Genomic DNA, 15,122 nt, shown 5'->3' on the forward strand with positions numbered 1-15,122 from the left:
TCTCGCCGGGGGTCTTTTTTCTTGCATCCGCACAGCTACGCCCTGCCGCCCTGGGTTGGACTGGCGATCACGGTGATCGTCGGTGGAGGCGCCTTCTGGAAGGGAGGGCGAGAGGAACAGGTCGCGGCCGGCGGTCTGATGCTGAGCTGGCTGACCACCCTCGTCCTGCGCGATCCCCGCTGGTCGGGGACCCAGTGGGGCGCCTTCGGGGCCGACATTTGCCTGCTGGTCCTGCTCGCGGCGGTCGCGCTGCGAACCCGCCGCTACTGGCCGCTGTTCGCGGCGGCCTTTCAGTTGCTCTGCGTCGTCACCCACATCGCCCGTATCGTGGACCCCGGCGTGCGGGCCTGGGCCTATGCGACCGGGCAGGTCATCTTCAGCCAATGGGTGTTCTTCGCCGTGGGTATCGGCGTGTTCAACACCTGGCGCGCCAGCCGTCAGCCGGCCAGCGACGGCGATCCGATGACCGATCCCGGGGCGATGCGGCGGTAGATCAGCGCCTCGGCCACGTGGACCCGCCGCACGGCGTCCGCGCCCTCCAGGTCGGCGATGGTGCGCGCGAGCCTCAGGGTCCGGGTCCAGCCACGGGCGGTGAGGCCGCCGGCCTCCGCGGCGCGGGTCAGCAGCGCGCGGGCCGGCGCGTCGAGGGCCGCGATGGTCTCCAGCCATTCGCCCTCGGCCCGGGCGTTCAGCGCCGCCGCGCCCTCGCCGCCGCGGACCGCCCGCTCGGCCTGGGCGCCGCGGGCCTCGGCCACCCGCGCGGCCGCCTGGGCGGTCCCCTCCGCCGGCGCGGGCAGGGCCAGATCGGCGGCGGTGACCGGCGGCACCTCCACCTGCAGGTCGATGCGGTCCATCAGCGGACCCGAAATGCGGCCCAGGTAGTCGCTCTGGCAGCGGGGCGCGCGACCGCAGGCGCCGCGCCCAGGCCCGCCCAGGCCGCACCGGCACGGGTTCATCGCGGCCACCAGTTGCACCCGGGCCGGATAGCGCACATGGGCGTTGGCGCGGGCGACGATCACCTCGCCGGTCTCCAGCGGCTGGCGCAGGCTGTCCAGCGCCTGGGCGCTGAACTCCGGCAGTTCGTCGAGGAACAGCACCCCGTTGTGCGCCAGGCTGACCTCGCCCGGCTTGGTCTTCAGGCCTCCGCCGGTCAGCGCCGCCATGGTCGCCGAATGGTGCGGCGCGCGGAACGGCCGCGCGCGGGTCAGCTCGCCCTTGGCGATCAGGCCGGCCACCGAATGGACCATGGAGGTCTCCAGCAACTCCTCAGGCGTCAGCGGCGGCAGCAGGCCCGGCAGGCGGGCGGCCATCATCGACTTGCCCGACCCCGGCGGCCCGACGAAGGCCAGGTTGTGGCCGCCCGCCGCGGCGATCTCCAGCGCCCGCTTGGCGTTCTCCTGACCCTTCACCTCGCGCAGGTCCGGCCGGCGCTCGCCGTCGCGCATGGGTCCGGGCTTGGGCGCCGAGAGGACCTGGGTCCCCCGGAAGTGGTTCACCAGGGCGATCAGCGACGGCGCCGCCAGGATCCGCGTCTCGCCCGCCCAGGCGGCCTCCGGCCCGCAGGCCTCCGGGCAGATCAGCCCCAGGCCCATGCCGCCTGCGGCCACCGCCGCCGGCAGGGCGCCCGAAGTCTGCACGATGCGGCCGTCCAGAGACAGCTCGCCCACCGCGGCCCAGTCGGCGAGCGCGTCGGGCGGGATCACGCCCATGCCGGCCATCACCGCCAGCGCGATCGGCAGATCGTAGTGGCTGCCCACCTTGGGCAGGTCCGCGGGCGCGAGATTGACGATGATCCGCTTGCCCGGCATCGCCAGGCCAAGGCCGGTGAAGGCCGCGCGGACCCGTTCCCGGCTCTCCCCCACCGCCTTGTCGCCCAGGCCCACCACGATGAAGGCGAATTCGCCGCCGGTGAGCTGAGCCTCCACGTCGACCCGGCGCGCCTCGACGCCTTCGAACGCCACGGTCACAACCCGTGCGGCCATGCCCTTTCCCCAGCCCCCCAAGACCTTGTGGTCAATCGTCAGTTATCCACAAGATCGCACCACACGGCCGCGCTCAGATCAAGAACAAAAATAGAACTTATGGGGAAAACGAGACGTTTCCGTGACTTGAGGGCGCGTCTTGCGGGGACAACCTAGGCGGTAGAGCGAAGGGTTTCAATCCGTTGCCAGAGGATATCGGCGGCGTCGATTCCGGTGAAGGTCTTGAGCGCCACGGCCCCCGTGGGCGAGGTGACGTTGATTTCGGTCAGATAGTCGCCGATCACGTCGATGCCGACGAACAGCAGGCCGCGCGCCTTCAGCTCCGGGCCGATGGCGGCGCAGATCTCCCGGTCGCGGGCGGTCAGCTCCACGGCCTCGGCGCGGCCGCCGACCGCCAGGTTGGAGCGGATCTGGCCCTTCTGCGGCACCCGGTTGATCGCGCCCACGGCCTCGCCGTCGATCAGCAGGATCCGCTTGTCCCCCTGGGTCACCGACGGCAGGAATTTCTGCAGGATCACCGGCTCGGGGCTGAGCTGGGCGTGTATCTCCAGCAGGGCTTCGAGGTTGGGGTCGTCGGCCAGGTGGCGCGTCACGCCCGATCCGCCGCGGCCGTTCAAGGGCTTCAGCACGACGTCGCCGTGCCGCCGCCGGAACTCGGCGATCGCCTCGCGGTCGGAGGTGATCAGGGTCGGCGGCTGCAGGCGGGGGAAGTCGGTGACGAACAGCTTTTCCGGGGCGTTGCGAACCGAGACCGGGTCGTTCACCACCAGGGTCCCAGGGTGGACCTTCTCCAGGAAGAAGGTCGAGTCGATGTAGTTCATGTCGAAGGGCGGGTCCTGGCGCAGCAGGATCACGTCGAAGGCGGCGAGGTCCACCCGCTTGAAATCCCCCAGCGTGGCGTGGTCGCCCACCCGGCGCTGGACGCTGACCTGCCGGCCGCGCGCGAACACCCGGCCCTCCTCCATGGCGAGGGTGTCGGTGGTGTAGACGAACAGGCTGTGACCGCGGGCCTGGGCCATCTCCATCATCAGGAAGGTCGTGTCGCCCTCGATGTTGATCCCCTCGATGGGGTCCATCTGCACCGCGACCTTGAGGGACATGGAGAGCTCCGGGCGACCTGGACCTTGGGAGATAGGCCGCTGCGGGCCGCAGCGCCAGCCGTGCAAACGTGAAGGATCAACGATCCTTCCGAGACCGCAAAGCAAACTGGCTGCCATGAGATTTATGGCGCGGCCTGTCCGCTGGACGAGGCCTTCACCTCGAAGCCGAAGGGTCGCCCGCGCTAGTTCAACTGCAACCGCACCCGCTCGCGCTGGGCGCGCGCCGCCAGGGCCGCGCCGCCGTCGAGTTCCGTCGCCCGCGCCAGGGCCTCGAGCGATCCGGCCAGGGCGCCCTGGCCCTCGCGGGCGGCGGCCACGTCGAGCCAGGGGCGGTGGTCGCTGGGATCCAGCAGGGCGCGGCGCAGGGCGGCGCGCTCGGCGCGGGGGAAGTCGCGCATCTGGATGGCCCGGGCGTAGATGGTGTTCTGCAGGCGCATCAGCACTGCGCGGTCACTGACCGGCGCCATCAGCCGGTCCAGCCGGTCGGCGACGTTGGGGGTGAGGCCCGCGTGGAGGGCGCGCCGGGTCAGCTCGGACGGCAGGACCACGCGGCCCTCCGAGAACGGGTCCAGGGCCAGCGGGCCTTCCTCGGTCTCGATGCGCAACAGGAAGTGGCCGGGGAAGTCGACGCCCTGGACGGTGAGCGCGCATTTCCGCGCGGCGTGCAGGTAGAAGACCCCCAGCGCCACCGCCAGCCCCTTGCGCCGCTCGGCCACGGCCACGACGTCGGCGTTGTCGGGGTCCTCGTAGGTCAGGAGGTCGCCGGCCAGCCGAAGATCGCCTGCCATGCTCTCGGCCAGGGCCTCCTCGGCGCTCTCCTGCTTCAGGCGCAGCCCCAGTCGCTCGACGCCTGCCGCGCCCAGGTCTCGGGCGGCCTGCGGGTCGCGCGCGGGGTCCTCGTGGATGGCGCAGGCGATCGCGGCTTCCAGCAGCGGGAAATCGGCGTCGGGCGCGGCGCCCGCGCCAAGCAACAGGGTCTCAGCTTCCTCGCGACTCATGGCGTTGTCGGCTGGTCCCTCAGTTTCCCTTCCAGGCGTCGGGAATATGCCTGGGGAGTCTGCCCGGCGCGAGGGCTATCAGGTCGAGACGCACCGCCGCACCGCCGAGGGCGGGCCGCCCGGCCGCCAGGGCCCGGCCGGCGCGCCGCAGCCGCTCGCGCTGGTCGAAGGTCACGGTCTCCAGGGCGGCGAGCAGGCTGGTGCGGCGCTTGACCTCGACCACCGCCAGCACCTTCCCGCGCAGGGCCAGGAGGTCGATCTCCGCCTGGCGCGTCTTCAAGCGGAAGCCCAGGATGCGGTAGCCCTTGGCCATCAGCCATAGCGCGGCCAGCACCTCGGCGCGGCGGCCGGCCTCGCGCCCCGCGCGGCCGCGCGCCTGGCGGACCTCGCCGCGTCTCACCGGCCCGCCCGCAGGGCCATGGCCCGCTGGTAGACGTCGCGGCGCGAGAGGCCGAGCGCCTTGGCCACCTCGGCGGAGGCCTCGGCCGGGCGCAGGCGTAGAAGCGCGTCGGCGAGCGCGGCGTCGATGTCGCCGGCGCTGGCCTCGGCTTCGTGGCCGGGACCGACCAGGATCACGATCTCGCCCTTCGGCGCGTCGAGCCGCGGATCGGCGGCCAGCTCCGCCAGCGGGCCGCGGTAGAGGGTCTCGTAGAGCTTGGTGAGTTCGCGGCAGACGACGGCCTCGCGCGCGGCGCCCAGCACGGCGGCCATGTCGGCCAGGCTGGCTGCCAGGCGCGAGCCGCCTTCGAAGAACACCAGGGTGGCGCGGATCGGCGCCAGTTCCTCCAGGAAGGTCCGCCGCGCGGCGCTCTTCGGCGGCGGGAAGCCCGCGAACAGGAAGCGGTCGGTGGGCAGGCCCGCGGCGGAGAGGCCGGCCAGCAGGGCCGAGGGGCCGGGAATCGGGAACACCGCCACGCCCGCTGCGGCGGCCTCGCGCACCAGCTTGTAGCCGGGGTCGGAGACCAGCGGCGTCCCGGCGTCGGAGATGAGCGCGACGCGTTTGCCCTCCGCCAAGGCCGCCATGGCCTTGGGCCTCGATCGTTCGGCCCCGTGCTCGTCGTAGCGTTCCAGCTTCGCCGACAGGCCATAGGCGCCGAGCAGCTTGCCGGCCACCCGGGTGTCCTCGGCCAGCACCAGGTCCGCGGCGGCCAGCACGTCCAGCGCGCGCAGGGTAATGTCGCGCAGGTTGCCGATCGGCGTGGCCACCACATAGAGCCCCGGCGCCAGGGTCGAGTCGTCCAGGGCGGGCGGCGGAAGGCGTTGGGCCATGGCGGAGGGTTCGCCGGTCATGACACCGATGTCAAAGGGCCAGCTCCTGAGTCAGCCGATCCAGCACCAGCCGCCCGGCGGGCGTCGCCCGTAGCCGGCCGGGATCGTCGGCCAGCAGGCCGAGCATCACGAGTTCGGCGATCCGGGCGGACGGGATCGCCAAGGCGGCGACATCCGCCCGCGGCACGCCTTCGGTGATTCGCAGGCCGCTGAGCAACCGCTCCTGGGCGGCCTCGCGGGGGCTGAGGGTCTCAGGGGCCGCGAAGCCCACGCCGGTTTCCGCCACACGGGCGATGTAATCGGCCGGCCTCGCTGCCGCATGGGTGGCCCGGCGCGCGCCCTCGACGGTGATCCGGCCGTGGGCGCCCGGCCCCGCGCCGATGTAGTCGCGGCCTTGCCAGTAGATCAGGTTGTGGCGCGACCGGGCGGCCTCGCCGCGGGCGTGGTTGGAGACTTCGTAGGCCTCGAACCCGGCGGCTTCGAGCACCCGCTGGGTGGTGTCGAACAGCTCGGCGCCGGTGTCGGCGTCCGGCGGCATGAAGGTCCCGCGGCGCACTGCGCGGTCGAAGGCGGTGCCGGCCTCGATGGTGAGCTGGTAGGGCGAGACGTGCTCGGCGCCCAGGTCGACGGCCGCCTTCAGCTCCGCCGCCCAGACCTGCGGCGTCTGGCCGGGCCGGGCGTAGATCATGTCGATGGAGAGCCGCGGAAACGCCCGGGTCGCCGCCCGCGCCGCCCGGATCGCGGTCGCCGCGTCGTGGTTGCGACCCAGGAACCCCAGCGCCGCGTCGTCGAGCGACTGCAGGCCGAGCGACAGGCGATTCACCCCGGCGTCGGCGAAGCCCGCGAACCGCTGGGCCTCGGCGTCCGTCGGGTTGGCCTCCAGGGTGACCTCGAGGTCCGCCGCCGGGGTCCAGAGGCGCCTTGCGGCCGCGATCATCTCGCCCGCCCACTCAGGGTCCATCAGCGACGGCGTGCCGCCGCCCAGGAACACCGAGGCCAGTTCGCGCGGCCCGGTCAGCGTCGCCTGCGCCTCCAGGTCCGCGACGATCGCGCGGGCGAGCGCGGCGGGCTCGTCGCCACGCCGGTCCTTGAAGACGTTGAAGTCGCAGTAGGGGCAGATGCGCGCGCAGTAGGGCCAGTGGATGTAGACCCCCACCTTCGGCGCCGTTGTCACAAGAGCGCGGCCTTCAGCTTGGCGAAGGCCCTGGCGCGGTGGCTCATGCCGTCCTTGGCCGAAGGCTCCATCTCGCCGAAGGTCTGGGCGAACCCCTCGGGGACGAAGATCGGGTCGTAGCCGAAGCCCTTGTCGCCGCGCGGCGGGAAGCTGAGCGTCCCGTCCACCCGGCCCTCGACCACCACCGCCGGGCCGCCCGGCCAGGCGACCGCGAGCGCGCTGGTGAACCAGGCGCTGAAATCCTTGGCGCCGGTCTCCTCCAGGCGCTCCTCGACCTTCTTCATGGCCACGGTGAAGTCGCGCCCCGGTCCCGCCCAGCGCGCCGAGTAGATGCCGGGCGAGCCCTCCAGGGCCGCCACCGACAGGCCGGAATCGTCGGCCAGGGCGATCAGGCCGCTGGCCTCGGCCGCCGCGCGGGCCTTCAGCAGGGCGTTGCCGGCGAAGGTCGTCTCGGTCTCGTCCGGTTCGGCCAGGCCCAGCTCGCCAGCGCTCACCAGCGCGAAGCGGTTCTCCAGGATCTCGCCCAGTTCGCGGGCCTTGCCGGGGTTGTGGGTGGCCACCACCAGCCGGCTTCCAGGCTCCAGCTTCAGCGCCATCGATTCACGCTCCCTTTACGCGTTTGCGACCATAGCCGCGCCCCGTCGTGTTGCATTGCAAAAGTTTAATATCGTTACTCGATATTAATTTGATCGCTAATCGATGCGGCCGTATTGAATACCGACATCGGGACGGGACACCGACCCACAAATACGCTGCACCGCAGCAATTCGAACGAAAGGAACCGACCAATGTTCTCGAATGTGATGAAGACCTTCGACCGCGTTTCCCTGGGCATCTTCATGGCGCTCGCCGTGACCCCGATGCTGGCAGTCGCCGTCGCCGCCACGATCAACTAGGCTCATCGCCTTGGGGTTCGTCCGACCCGCTCCCGCCGCGCTCTTCGCCAGCGCCGCCGGGGCGGGTTTTGGCGTCGGCTGGGGAGCTTCTCGATGCGCGCGCTAGGACCGGGATCGGTCTCCAGTTTCCTGAAGATCATCCTCGATGTGGTCTTCGCCGCCCTCTGGATCGCCCTGGGCGCCGTGGCGCTGGCCACCCTGGCCGCCCTGCTGTTCAGCTTCAATCCCGACCTCTTCCCCGACATCATGAGCAGGAACGCCGCGGTCGTCGCGACCCGCGGGCCGCTGTTCGCCGGCATGCTGCTGGTGTTCGGCCTGTCGATCGGCGGCGTGCTGGTGATCGTTCATTCCCTGCGCCAGATCTTCACCACCCTGACCGCCGGCGATCCCTTCCACCCGACCAACGTGCGGCGCCTGCGCCTGATCGGCCTGATGCTGGCGGCGCTGGAGATCGGCCGCTATTGCGTCTGGGGCCTCAGCCCCTTCCTGCCCTGGATCAAGGACGTGAAGCCCGACTTCAGCCTCACCGCCTGGTTCTCCGTCCTGGTGGTCTTCGTGCTGGCGGAGGTGTTCCGCGAAGGCGCCCGCCTGCGGCGCGAAGCCGAGCTGACGATCTAGGCGGCGCCCCAGACCATGCCCATCCGCGTCCAACTCGACCGCGTCCTGCTCGAACGCCGCATGTCGCTCACCGAACTCGCCGACCGGGTCGGCGTGACCATCGCCAACCTGTCGATCCTGAAGACCGGCAAGGCCCGCGCCGTGCGCTTCTCCACCCTGGCGGCGCTTTGCCGGGAGCTGGAGTGCCAGCCGGGCGACCTGCTCACCTACGAAGCGGGGCCTTCGGATGATCAGCCGGACGACGACGAGTGATCCTCGGCTCCTCCCTCGCTTGCGGCGGAGGAGCTATCGCAGCGCGGCGAGGAACTTGGCTTCACCGTGAGAAGCCTTGCAATCTCAAAGCTCCATTTCTATATGCGGCGCACAATGCTGCACTGCACACAGGAGTGTTCCCGATGATCGCTGCGATTGAACGGGTTCTGAACGCCCTCTTCGCGCCCCTGGCGCGCGAGCTGAACCGGATGCCGCCTTCGGCCTTCCGCTATTTCGTGGCCGGGCTCTAGGACCAGACGACCGCTCTCGGCGGTAAGCGAAGCGGGCGGCTGGGCGACCGGCCGCCCGCTTTGCGTTCTCAGCCGCCGGTCGCCGCGCGCTGCAAGGCGACCAGTTCGCCGATCCCCTTGCGGGCCAGCGAGAACAGGGACTCGAACTCGGCCTCCGAGAAGCCGCGCTTCTCGCCGGTGGCCTGGATCTCGACGATGTCGCCGCGGCCGGTGAGCACGAAGTTGGCGTCCGCCTCGGCGTTGGAGTCCTCCTCGTAGTCGAGGTCCAGCACCGGCGTCCCGGCGAACACCCCGCAGCTTACCGCCGCCACCTGATCGAGGATCGGGTCGGTGGCGATCACGCCCTCCTCCAGCAGGTATCTGGTGGCCAACCGCAGCGCCACCCAGGCGCCGGTCACCGAGGCGGTGCGCGTGCCGCCGTCGGCCTGGATCACGTCGCAGTCGATGGAGATCTGCCGCTCGCCCAGCGCCTTCAGGTCGACGATGGCGCGCATGGAGCGGCCGATCAGCCGCTGGATCTCCTGGGTGCGGCCCGACTGCTTGCCCTGGGCGGCCTCGCGCCGGCCGCGGGTGTGGGTCGCGCGGGGCAGCATGCCGTACTCGGCGGTGACCCAGCCCTGGCCCTTGCCGCGCAGGAAGCCGGGGACGCCTTCCTCGAGGCTGGCCGTCACCAGCACCTTGGTGTGGCCGAAGCTCACCAGGCAGGAGCCTTCCGCATAGCGGTTGACGCCGGTCTCCAGGGTCACGGGCCGCAGCACGTCGGCGAGGCGTTCGGACGGGCGCATGGGGAGACTCCTGGGGATGGCGGCTTGATTGGGCGCGCGGCTTGCGCGGACTGAGGCCGCGCTTATCCTAGATCGGCAAGGTCCCGTCCATGGACGCCACCCGAGAACCCGCCGCCGCAAACGTGAGCACCCCCCTCTTCGCCTCCGGTCCCTCCCTGGCCGAACTCGACGAACGCGCGCGCGACATCTTCCGCCGCATCGTGGAGAGCTATCTGGAGACCGGCGAGCCGGTGGGCTCGCGCACCCTGTCGAAGGGCGGCCTGCCGCTGTCGCCGGCCTCGATCCGCAACACCATGCAGGACCTGACCCAGCTCGGCCTGCTCGGCGCGCCGCACGTCAGCGCGGGGAGGCTGCCGACCCATGCAGGCCTGCGCCTGTTCGTCGACGGCCTGCTGGAGGTGGGCGACGTGGGCGCGGTCGACCGCCAGGCCATCGAGGCGCGCCTGCACGCCCACGGCCGCAACTTCGAGGACGCGCTCAACGAGGCCTCCTCGATCCTCTCCGGCCTGGCCGGCGGGGCGGGCGTGGTGGTGACCCCGATCCGCGACGCCGGCGTCAAGCATGTGGAGTTCGTCTCGCTCGGCGTGGAGCGCACCCTGGCGATCATGGTCTTCGCCGACGGCACGGTGGAGAACCGGCTGATCCGCCTGCCGGCCGGGGTGACGCCCTCTGCGCTCACCGAGGCCTCGAACTTCCTCAACGCCCGCCTGCGCGGCCGCACCCTGGCCGAGGCCAAGGTGGACCTCGCCGCCGACATCGCCCGCGCCCGGCGCGAACTCGACGCCAGCGCCGCGCGGCTGGTGGAGGACGGCCTGGCCGCCTGGGGCGGCGGCGACGCGGAGGACCGCGCCCTGATCGTGCGCGGCCGCGCCAACCTGCTGGACGAACCGGGCGCCGTCGACGACCTGGAACGGGTGCGCTCGCTGTTCGAGGACCTGGAGCAGAAGGAGCAGTTGATCTCGCTGCTGGACGGGGTGCGCGAGGGCCAGGGCGTGCGCATCTTCATCGGGGCGGAGACCAAGCTGTTCTCACTTTCAGGTTCCGCCGTGATCGCCGCACCCTATATGACGGGGTCGCAGCGGGTGCTGGGCGCGATCGGCGTGATCGGCCCGGCCCGGCTGAACTATGCGCGGATCATCCCGTTGGTGGACTATACCGCGCGCGTGCTGGGTCAGGTGATGAAAGCCTGAGCGACAAGAGCTGAGAGACGAGAGCTAGATGTCCGAAGACAATACGCCCGACGAAGCCGACGCCTTCCTCGCCGAAGCGGGCGAGGCCGAGCTGTCGGCGCTGAAGGCCGAGAACGCGGCGCTGAAGGAGCAGATCTTGCGCTACGCCGCGGAAGCCGAGAACACCCGGCGCCGCGCCGAGCGCGAGGCCAACGACGCGCGCGCCTATGCGATCCAGAAGTTCGCCCGCGACCTCTTGGGCGTGGCCGACAACCTCTCGCGGGCCCTGGCGCACGAGCCGGCCGACGGCGGCGACCCGGCGATCAAGAACTTCGTGCTCGGCGTGGAGATGACCGAGAAGGAGCTGCTCGGCGCCTTCGAACGCAATGGGCTGAAGCGTATCGCGCCGGCCAGGGGCGACAAGTTCGACCCCCACCAGCACCAGGCCATGGCCGAGGTCCCGGGGACCGACGTGCCGGCCGGCGGCGTGGTCGAGGTGATGCAGCCCGGCTACGAACTGCTCGGCCGCCTGGTGCGCCCGGCCATGGTGATGGTGGCGGCCAAGGAGGCCGGCGCCCAGCCCGACGCGCCCAAGCCGGGCGGCGCGGGACCGAACCCCTACGCCAGCGGCGATGAGGCCGATCCGGGCGGTTCTGTGGATCGGCGCGCCTGAGGGCCTGAGCGCCCCTTCCGTCAGCCTGCAAAATGGCTAATGTCGCAAGTCCTTCCAGGTCGGGGGGCGCGGGGGCGATTTGCGTTCCGCGCGGTGCGGTTCGGACAAACACATGAAGCTGACGATCGAGCGGGCGGCGCTGCTTAAGGCGCTGGGGCATGTGCAGAGCGCGGTGGAGCGGCGCAACACCATCCCGATCCTGTCCAACGTGCTTCTGTCCGCCGAGCGCGACCGGCTGACGTTCTCGGCCACCGATCTCGACATGGAGATCATCGACGAGGCCCTGGCCCAGGTGGACCAGCCCGGCCAAATCACCGCGCCGGCCCATACCCTCTACGAGATCGTCCGCAAGCTGCCGGAAGGCGCCGACGTGGTGCTCAGCTTCACGGGCGAGGACCCGCGCCTGACCGTCTCGGCCGGGCGCAGCCGCTTCAACCTGCCGGTGCTGCCGGCCGGCGACTTCCCGGTGATGACCTCCGACGGCCTGTCGGGCCGCATGGCGGTGGATGTCACCGACCTGATCCGGCTGATCGACAAGACCAAGTTCGCGATCTCCGCCGAGGAGACCCGCTACTACCTGAACGGCCTCTACCTGCACACGGTGGTCGAGGAGGGCCAGACCAAGCTGCGCGCGGTGGCCACCGACGGCTCGCGCCTGGCGCTGGCCGAGATGGCGGCGCCGGACGGCGCGGCCGGCCTGCCGGGCGTGATCGTGCCCCGCAAAACCATCGCCGAGGCCAGGCGCCTGCTGGACGACGCCGGCGAGCAGGTCGAGCTGCAGATCAGCCCCCAGAAGGTGCGCCTGGATTTCGGCGGCGCGGCGCTGACCTCCAAGGTGATCGACGGCACCTTCCCCGACTATCCGCGAGTGATCCCCAAGGACAACAACCGCATCGTGCGCGTGGACTCCAAGCTGTTCGCCCAGGCCGTCGACCGCGTGGCCACCATCTCGGCGGAGAAGTCCCGGTCCGTGCGCATGGCCGTCGAGGGCGGAAAATGCGTGCTCACCGTGCGCAACATGGAGGCCGGCCAGGCGGTGGAAGAGCTGGAACTGGACTACGACGGCGACGCCTTCGAGCTCAGCTTCAACGCCCGCTACCTGCTGGACATCACCGACCAGATCTCGGGCGAACTGGCCGAACTGCGCTTCGGCGGCCCGAACGATCCGGCGCTGGTTCTCGATCCGCAGGACGCGGACGTGCAGTACATCCTGATGCCGTTGAGGGTTTAGCGCGGGGCGCCATCCCTCCTCTTTAGGGGAGGGTGGCCGAGGCGAAGCCGAGGTCGGGTGGGGGTGTGTGGGCCAAGCTGAGAGTCCGCCGCCTGAACGCGACTTCCCCACCCTGGCCGCTTCGCGGCCTGTCCCTCCCCTAAAGAGGAGGGATGATCTCAGTGCCCGTGCGACCCTTCGTAGACCCCCGGCGCGGCGTACTCGCTCTCCGGTCCCTCGGTCCCGCTGGCCAACTCGAAGCGGCGGTCGCAGTAGGGGCATTCGACGAAGTCGGCCTCGCCCATCTCCAGATAGACCCGCGGGTGGCCGAGCGCGCCGCCGACCCCGTCGCAGGCCACGCGCTTGGAGCGCACGACGATGACCTCGGGCGCCGGCAGGTTGGGGACCAAGGCCCCCTTGGCCGGCGCCGGTTCGGGCTTCTTCTTCGCGGAAGCGGGTTTCACGAGCGGCTTGGAGGCGGCTTTGCGGGCCATCGGGCAATCCTTCTGAGCGGCCCGATTGTGGAGGGGCCGCCGCGCGCCTAGGTATGCGAGCGCGGCTTTCCCAGTCAATGTGGAGAGGGCGACGACGGGATGCTCATGAATCTGCCGGACTACGCGATTGAGGCCAAGGGCCTGGTCAAGACCTACGCGGCCACCAAGACGACGCCGGAAATGCGGGCGCTGAAGGGCATCGACCTGGCGATCCCGCGCGGCTCGATCTTCGGCCTGCTGGGGCCGAACGGAGCCGGCAAGTCGACCTTCATCAACATCCTGGCGGGCCTGTGCCGCAAGACCTCCGGCACGGTCAGCATCTGGGGCCGCGACATCGACGAGCGGCCCCGCGACGCGCGCGCCGCCATCGGCGTGGTGCCGCAGGAGATCGCCGCCGACCCCTTCTTCACCCCGGCCGAGTCGCTGGAGGTGGCCGCGGGCATGTACGCCGTGCCCAAGGCCGAGCGCCGCACCGCCGAGCTGCTGAATGCCCTGGGCCTCGGCGACAAGGCCAACGCCTACGTGCGCCAGCTCTCCGGCGGCATGAAGCGCCGCCTGATGGTCGCCAAGGCCATGGTCCACAACCCGCCGGTGCTGATCCTCGACGAGCCCACCGCCGGCGTCGACGTGGAGCTGCGCCGCCAGCTCTGGGCCTATGTGCTGGAACTGAACCGCAAGGGCGTGACCATCGTGCTCACCACCCACTACCTGGAAGAGGCCCAGGAGCTCTGCGACCAGATCGCGATCATCAACCGCGGCCAGGTGGTGGCCTGCGAGCCGACCACCACGCTGCTGGCCCGGATGGACATGCGCAAGGTGCTGGTGACCCCGCTGGAGCCGATGACCGCCGCGCCGGCCCTGGCGGGGTTTGAGACCGCCCTGCTGCCCTCCGGCGGCTTCACGGTCAGCTACCGCACCGGCCAGTCGTCCGTCGAACAGGTGCTGGCCGCCATCCGCGCCGCCGGCCTGCACATCAAGGATATCGCCACCGAGGACCCGGACCTGGAAGACGTGTTCGTGTCGCTGACCTACGCCGCGCCGGAGCCGGTAGGGTCCTAGGGCCCGCTCACCGCCAGGTTCCGCATCACCCAGCCGCCGTCCTTGCTGTGGAAGACCGACTGCAGGCCGTCGGTGACCGCGGCCCAGGTCTTCGAGCCCGGCGCGATCTCCTCCACATGCCCCTCGCCTGGGATCGCGTAGGTCCAGGCGCGGATGTCGCCCGCCGCGCGCGCCCTGGCCACATAGGCCTTGCCCTGTGCGGGCGGGGCCGTCTCGTCCAGGGCGCCGTGGATCAGCATCCGGGGCGTGCCGAGCGGCAGGAGGCCCGCGGGTGAGGTATCGCTCAAGGGGTCGGGCCGAGCCGAGCCGGCCAGAAGGCGCGCGACGGTCGCCTCGCCGCAGCCGTCCTTGGCCGTCACCAGATCGGGCAGGCCGCCCAGGCTGACCGTCCAGGCGATGTTCAGCGGTTTCGGATCTTGCAGCGGGCTTGAGGCCGGCAGCTTCGGCCGCGCCGTCAGCCACAGGGCGAGTTGGCCGCCCGCCGAATGGCCCAGCACCACAAGCTTGTCGGTCGCAAGGCCGTAGTCCCGTCCGTGCGCCAGCAGCGCGTCGGCGGCGGCGCTGACGTCCTGGAAGGTTCCAGGATAGCCGCCGCCGGGCCTGTCGACGCCGCGGTATTCGATGTTCCACACCGCGATCCCGCGCCTGCGCAGATCCTCGGCGGCATAGTCCATGATGTGCAGGTTCGCGACGCCGGAGCGCCAGCAGCCGCCATGGATCATCAGCACCGTGGGGAACGGGCCCTTGCCGTCCGGGCGCCAGACCTCGGCCACCTGCAGCGGGTCGGGGCCATAGGCGATCCGCGCCGTCGCCTTCGGCAGGGGCCGGCCCATCAGGTCGGGCCAGTCCATCAGCTTCGGCTGGGCCTGGGCCGGAAGGGCGAGAGCGCAGGCCAGTCCCGCCAGCGCCAAGCTCCTCAGGAGCTCCGATGGCCTCATGCGGTCAGGCTGCGGATGTCGCGCCAGCGATAGGCGACCTCGTAGAGCAGCCGGCCGCCCGGGCCGGGCTCCTGCCGCGCCGCCTCCGGCTCGCCGCCCAGGTGCTCGTAGAAGCCGCGGGCGCGCAGGTTGTCGCGTAGCACCGAGACCATCAGCGAGGTCGCCCCCTGGGCCGCCAGCGCGCGGGCGGTCTGGCCCATCAGCCGCGCGCCCAGCCCGTGCCCCTGCGCCTGGCGCAACACATAGAGCGTGGC

18 protein-coding genes are annotated in these 15,122 nt (G+C 71.1%); 7 read left to right on the forward strand and 11 right to left on the reverse strand.

Features of this window, described 5'->3' with window-relative positions; genetic code table 11:
- Positions 1–21: 21 nt before the first annotated feature.
- Positions 22–492, forward strand: coding sequence for a hypothetical protein (locus VNW53_RS18170; RefSeq protein ID WP_325557324.1), 471 nt, complete (start codon positions 22–24; stop codon positions 490–492).
- Here VNW53_RS18170 and VNW53_RS18175 read toward each other — a convergent pair.
- The 7 genes from VNW53_RS18175 to rdgB form a co-directional block, all read right to left on the reverse strand.
- Complete coding sequence (locus VNW53_RS18175) at positions 438–1,982, reverse strand: YifB family Mg chelatase-like AAA ATPase (protein WP_325557325.1); 1,545 nt, start codon at positions 1,980–1,982, stop codon at positions 438–440. The two genes, VNW53_RS18170 and VNW53_RS18175, sit on opposite strands and share 55 nt — an antisense overlap.
- Before the next feature lie 152 nt (positions 1,983–2,134).
- Complete coding sequence (gshB, locus tag VNW53_RS18180) at positions 2,135–3,082, reverse strand: glutathione synthase (protein ID WP_325557326.1); 948 nt, start codon at positions 3,080–3,082, stop codon at positions 2,135–2,137.
- A gap of 182 nt (positions 3,083–3,264) precedes the next feature.
- Positions 3,265–4,080: a SirB1 family protein gene (locus VNW53_RS18185; protein WP_325557327.1), complete on the reverse strand. Its 816-nt coding sequence runs from the start codon at positions 4,078–4,080 to the stop codon at positions 3,265–3,267.
- A gap of 19 nt (positions 4,081–4,099) precedes the next feature.
- Positions 4,100–4,480 (reverse strand): YraN family protein, encoded by a 381-nt coding sequence (locus tag VNW53_RS18190; protein ID WP_325557329.1) that lies wholly within the window; start codon positions 4,478–4,480, stop codon positions 4,100–4,102.
- Positions 4,477–5,349, reverse strand: a complete 873-nt coding sequence (gene rsmI, locus VNW53_RS18195) for a 16S rRNA (cytidine(1402)-2'-O)-methyltransferase (protein ID WP_325557331.1) — start codon at positions 5,347–5,349, stop codon at positions 4,477–4,479. Before rsmI ends, VNW53_RS18190 begins: the two co-directional genes overlap by 4 nt.
- Before the next feature lie 31 nt (positions 5,350–5,380).
- Positions 5,381–6,523 (reverse strand): radical SAM family heme chaperone HemW, encoded by a 1,143-nt coding sequence (gene hemW / locus VNW53_RS18200; protein ID WP_325557332.1) that lies wholly within the window; start codon positions 6,521–6,523, stop codon positions 5,381–5,383.
- The gene (gene rdgB, locus VNW53_RS18205; protein WP_325557334.1) at positions 6,520–7,119 is read right to left on the reverse strand and encodes an RdgB/HAM1 family non-canonical purine NTP pyrophosphatase; all 600 of its coding nucleotides are present in this window, start codon (positions 7,117–7,119) and stop codon (positions 6,520–6,522) included. The genes hemW and rdgB overlap by 4 nt, the downstream gene beginning before the upstream one ends.
- Before the next feature lie 393 nt (positions 7,120–7,512).
- Between rdgB and VNW53_RS18210 the strand changes: the two genes are divergently transcribed.
- On the forward strand, positions 7,513–8,037 hold the full coding sequence (locus VNW53_RS18210; RefSeq protein ID WP_325557335.1) for a DUF2975 domain-containing protein: 525 nt from the start codon (positions 7,513–7,515) through the stop codon (positions 8,035–8,037).
- 15 nt (positions 8,038–8,052) lie between these two features.
- The gene (locus VNW53_RS18215; protein ID WP_325557336.1) at positions 8,053–8,289 is read left to right on the forward strand and encodes a helix-turn-helix transcriptional regulator; all 237 of its coding nucleotides are present in this window, start codon (positions 8,053–8,055) and stop codon (positions 8,287–8,289) included.
- A 319-nt stretch (positions 8,290–8,608) separates the two neighbouring features.
- On the opposite strand, the gene rph is transcribed toward VNW53_RS18215, so the two are convergent.
- Positions 8,609–9,325, reverse strand: a complete 717-nt coding sequence (gene rph / locus VNW53_RS18220) for a ribonuclease PH (protein WP_325557338.1) — start codon at positions 9,323–9,325, stop codon at positions 8,609–8,611.
- Positions 9,326–9,447: 122 nt separating this feature from the next.
- Between rph and hrcA the strand changes: the two genes are divergently transcribed.
- The 3 genes from hrcA (at position 9,448) to dnaN (ending at position 12,398) form a co-directional block, all read left to right on the forward strand.
- Positions 9,448–10,515: a heat-inducible transcriptional repressor HrcA gene (gene hrcA / locus VNW53_RS18225; RefSeq protein WP_414693298.1), complete on the forward strand. Its 1,068-nt coding sequence runs from the start codon at positions 9,448–9,450 to the stop codon at positions 10,513–10,515.
- Between the two features lie 28 nt (positions 10,516–10,543).
- A complete protein-coding gene (grpE, locus tag VNW53_RS18230) occupies positions 10,544–11,167 on the forward strand; it encodes a nucleotide exchange factor GrpE (protein WP_325557341.1) in 624 nt (207 codons plus the stop codon).
- A gap of 112 nt (positions 11,168–11,279) precedes the next feature.
- The gene (gene dnaN / locus VNW53_RS18235) at positions 11,280–12,398 is read left to right on the forward strand and encodes a DNA polymerase III subunit beta (protein ID WP_325557342.1); all 1,119 of its coding nucleotides are present in this window, start codon (positions 11,280–11,282) and stop codon (positions 12,396–12,398) included.
- 158 nt (positions 12,399–12,556) lie between these two features.
- On the opposite strand, the gene VNW53_RS18240 is transcribed toward dnaN, so the two are convergent.
- Positions 12,557–12,871, reverse strand: a complete 315-nt coding sequence (locus VNW53_RS18240; RefSeq protein WP_325557343.1) for a zinc-finger domain-containing protein — start codon at positions 12,869–12,871, stop codon at positions 12,557–12,559.
- Between the two features lie 105 nt (positions 12,872–12,976).
- On the opposite strand from VNW53_RS18240, the gene VNW53_RS18245 reads away from it, so the two are divergent.
- Positions 12,977–13,930: an ABC transporter ATP-binding protein gene (locus tag VNW53_RS18245; protein ID WP_325557351.1), complete on the forward strand. Its 954-nt coding sequence runs from the start codon at positions 12,977–12,979 to the stop codon at positions 13,928–13,930.
- Here VNW53_RS18245 and VNW53_RS18250 read toward each other — a convergent pair.
- Together VNW53_RS18250 and VNW53_RS18255 are read right to left on the reverse strand one after the other, a co-directional pair.
- Positions 13,927–14,841, reverse strand: a complete 915-nt coding sequence (locus tag VNW53_RS18250) for an alpha/beta hydrolase (RefSeq protein WP_325557345.1) — start codon at positions 14,839–14,841, stop codon at positions 13,927–13,929. The two genes, VNW53_RS18245 and VNW53_RS18250, sit on opposite strands and share 4 nt — an antisense overlap.
- Positions 14,842–14,864: 23 nt before the next feature.
- The coding region (locus tag VNW53_RS18255; RefSeq protein ID WP_325557346.1) for a GNAT family N-acetyltransferase at positions 14,865–15,122 on the reverse strand (258 nt) is incomplete at its 5' end.

It is taken from the genome of Phenylobacterium sp. (genome assembly GCF_035569475.1).
GTDB lineage: Bacteria > Pseudomonadota > Alphaproteobacteria > Caulobacterales > Caulobacteraceae > Phenylobacterium.

What these genes read in the sequence shown, in the direction of transcription:
- VNW53_RS18175 (WP_325557325.1), bottom strand. Translation starts at nt 1,982, where the DNA reads ATGGCCGCACGGGTTGTGACCGTGGCGTTCGAAGGCGTCGAGGCGCGC.
- gshB (WP_325557326.1), bottom strand. Translation starts at nt 3,082, where the DNA reads ATGTCCCTCAAGGTCGCGGTGCAGATGGACCCCATCGAGGGGATCAAC.
- VNW53_RS18185 (WP_325557327.1), bottom strand. Translation starts at nt 4,080, where the DNA reads ATGAGTCGCGAGGAAGCTGAGACCCTGTTGCTTGGCGCGGGCGCCGCG.
- rsmI (WP_325557331.1), bottom strand. Translation starts at nt 5,349, where the DNA reads ATGGCCCAACGCCTTCCGCCGCCCGCCCTGGACGACTCGACCCTGGCG.
- rdgB (WP_325557334.1), bottom strand. Translation starts at nt 7,119, where the DNA reads ATGGCGCTGAAGCTGGAGCCTGGAAGCCGGCTGGTGGTGGCCACCCAC.
- VNW53_RS18210 (WP_325557335.1), top strand. Translation starts at nt 7,513, where the DNA reads ATGCGCGCGCTAGGACCGGGATCGGTCTCCAGTTTCCTGAAGATCATC.
- VNW53_RS18215 (WP_325557336.1), top strand. Translation starts at nt 8,053, where the DNA reads ATGCCCATCCGCGTCCAACTCGACCGCGTCCTGCTCGAACGCCGCATG.
- rph (WP_325557338.1), bottom strand. Translation starts at nt 9,325, where the DNA reads ATGCGCCCGTCCGAACGCCTCGCCGACGTGCTGCGGCCCGTGACCCTG.
- grpE (WP_325557341.1), top strand. Translation starts at nt 10,544, where the DNA reads ATGTCCGAAGACAATACGCCCGACGAAGCCGACGCCTTCCTCGCCGAA.
- dnaN (WP_325557342.1), top strand. Translation starts at nt 11,280, where the DNA reads ATGAAGCTGACGATCGAGCGGGCGGCGCTGCTTAAGGCGCTGGGGCAT.
- VNW53_RS18240 (WP_325557343.1), bottom strand. Translation starts at nt 12,871, where the DNA reads ATGGCCCGCAAAGCCGCCTCCAAGCCGCTCGTGAAACCCGCTTCCGCG.
- VNW53_RS18245 (WP_325557351.1), top strand. Translation starts at nt 12,977, where the DNA reads ATGAATCTGCCGGACTACGCGATTGAGGCCAAGGGCCTGGTCAAGACC.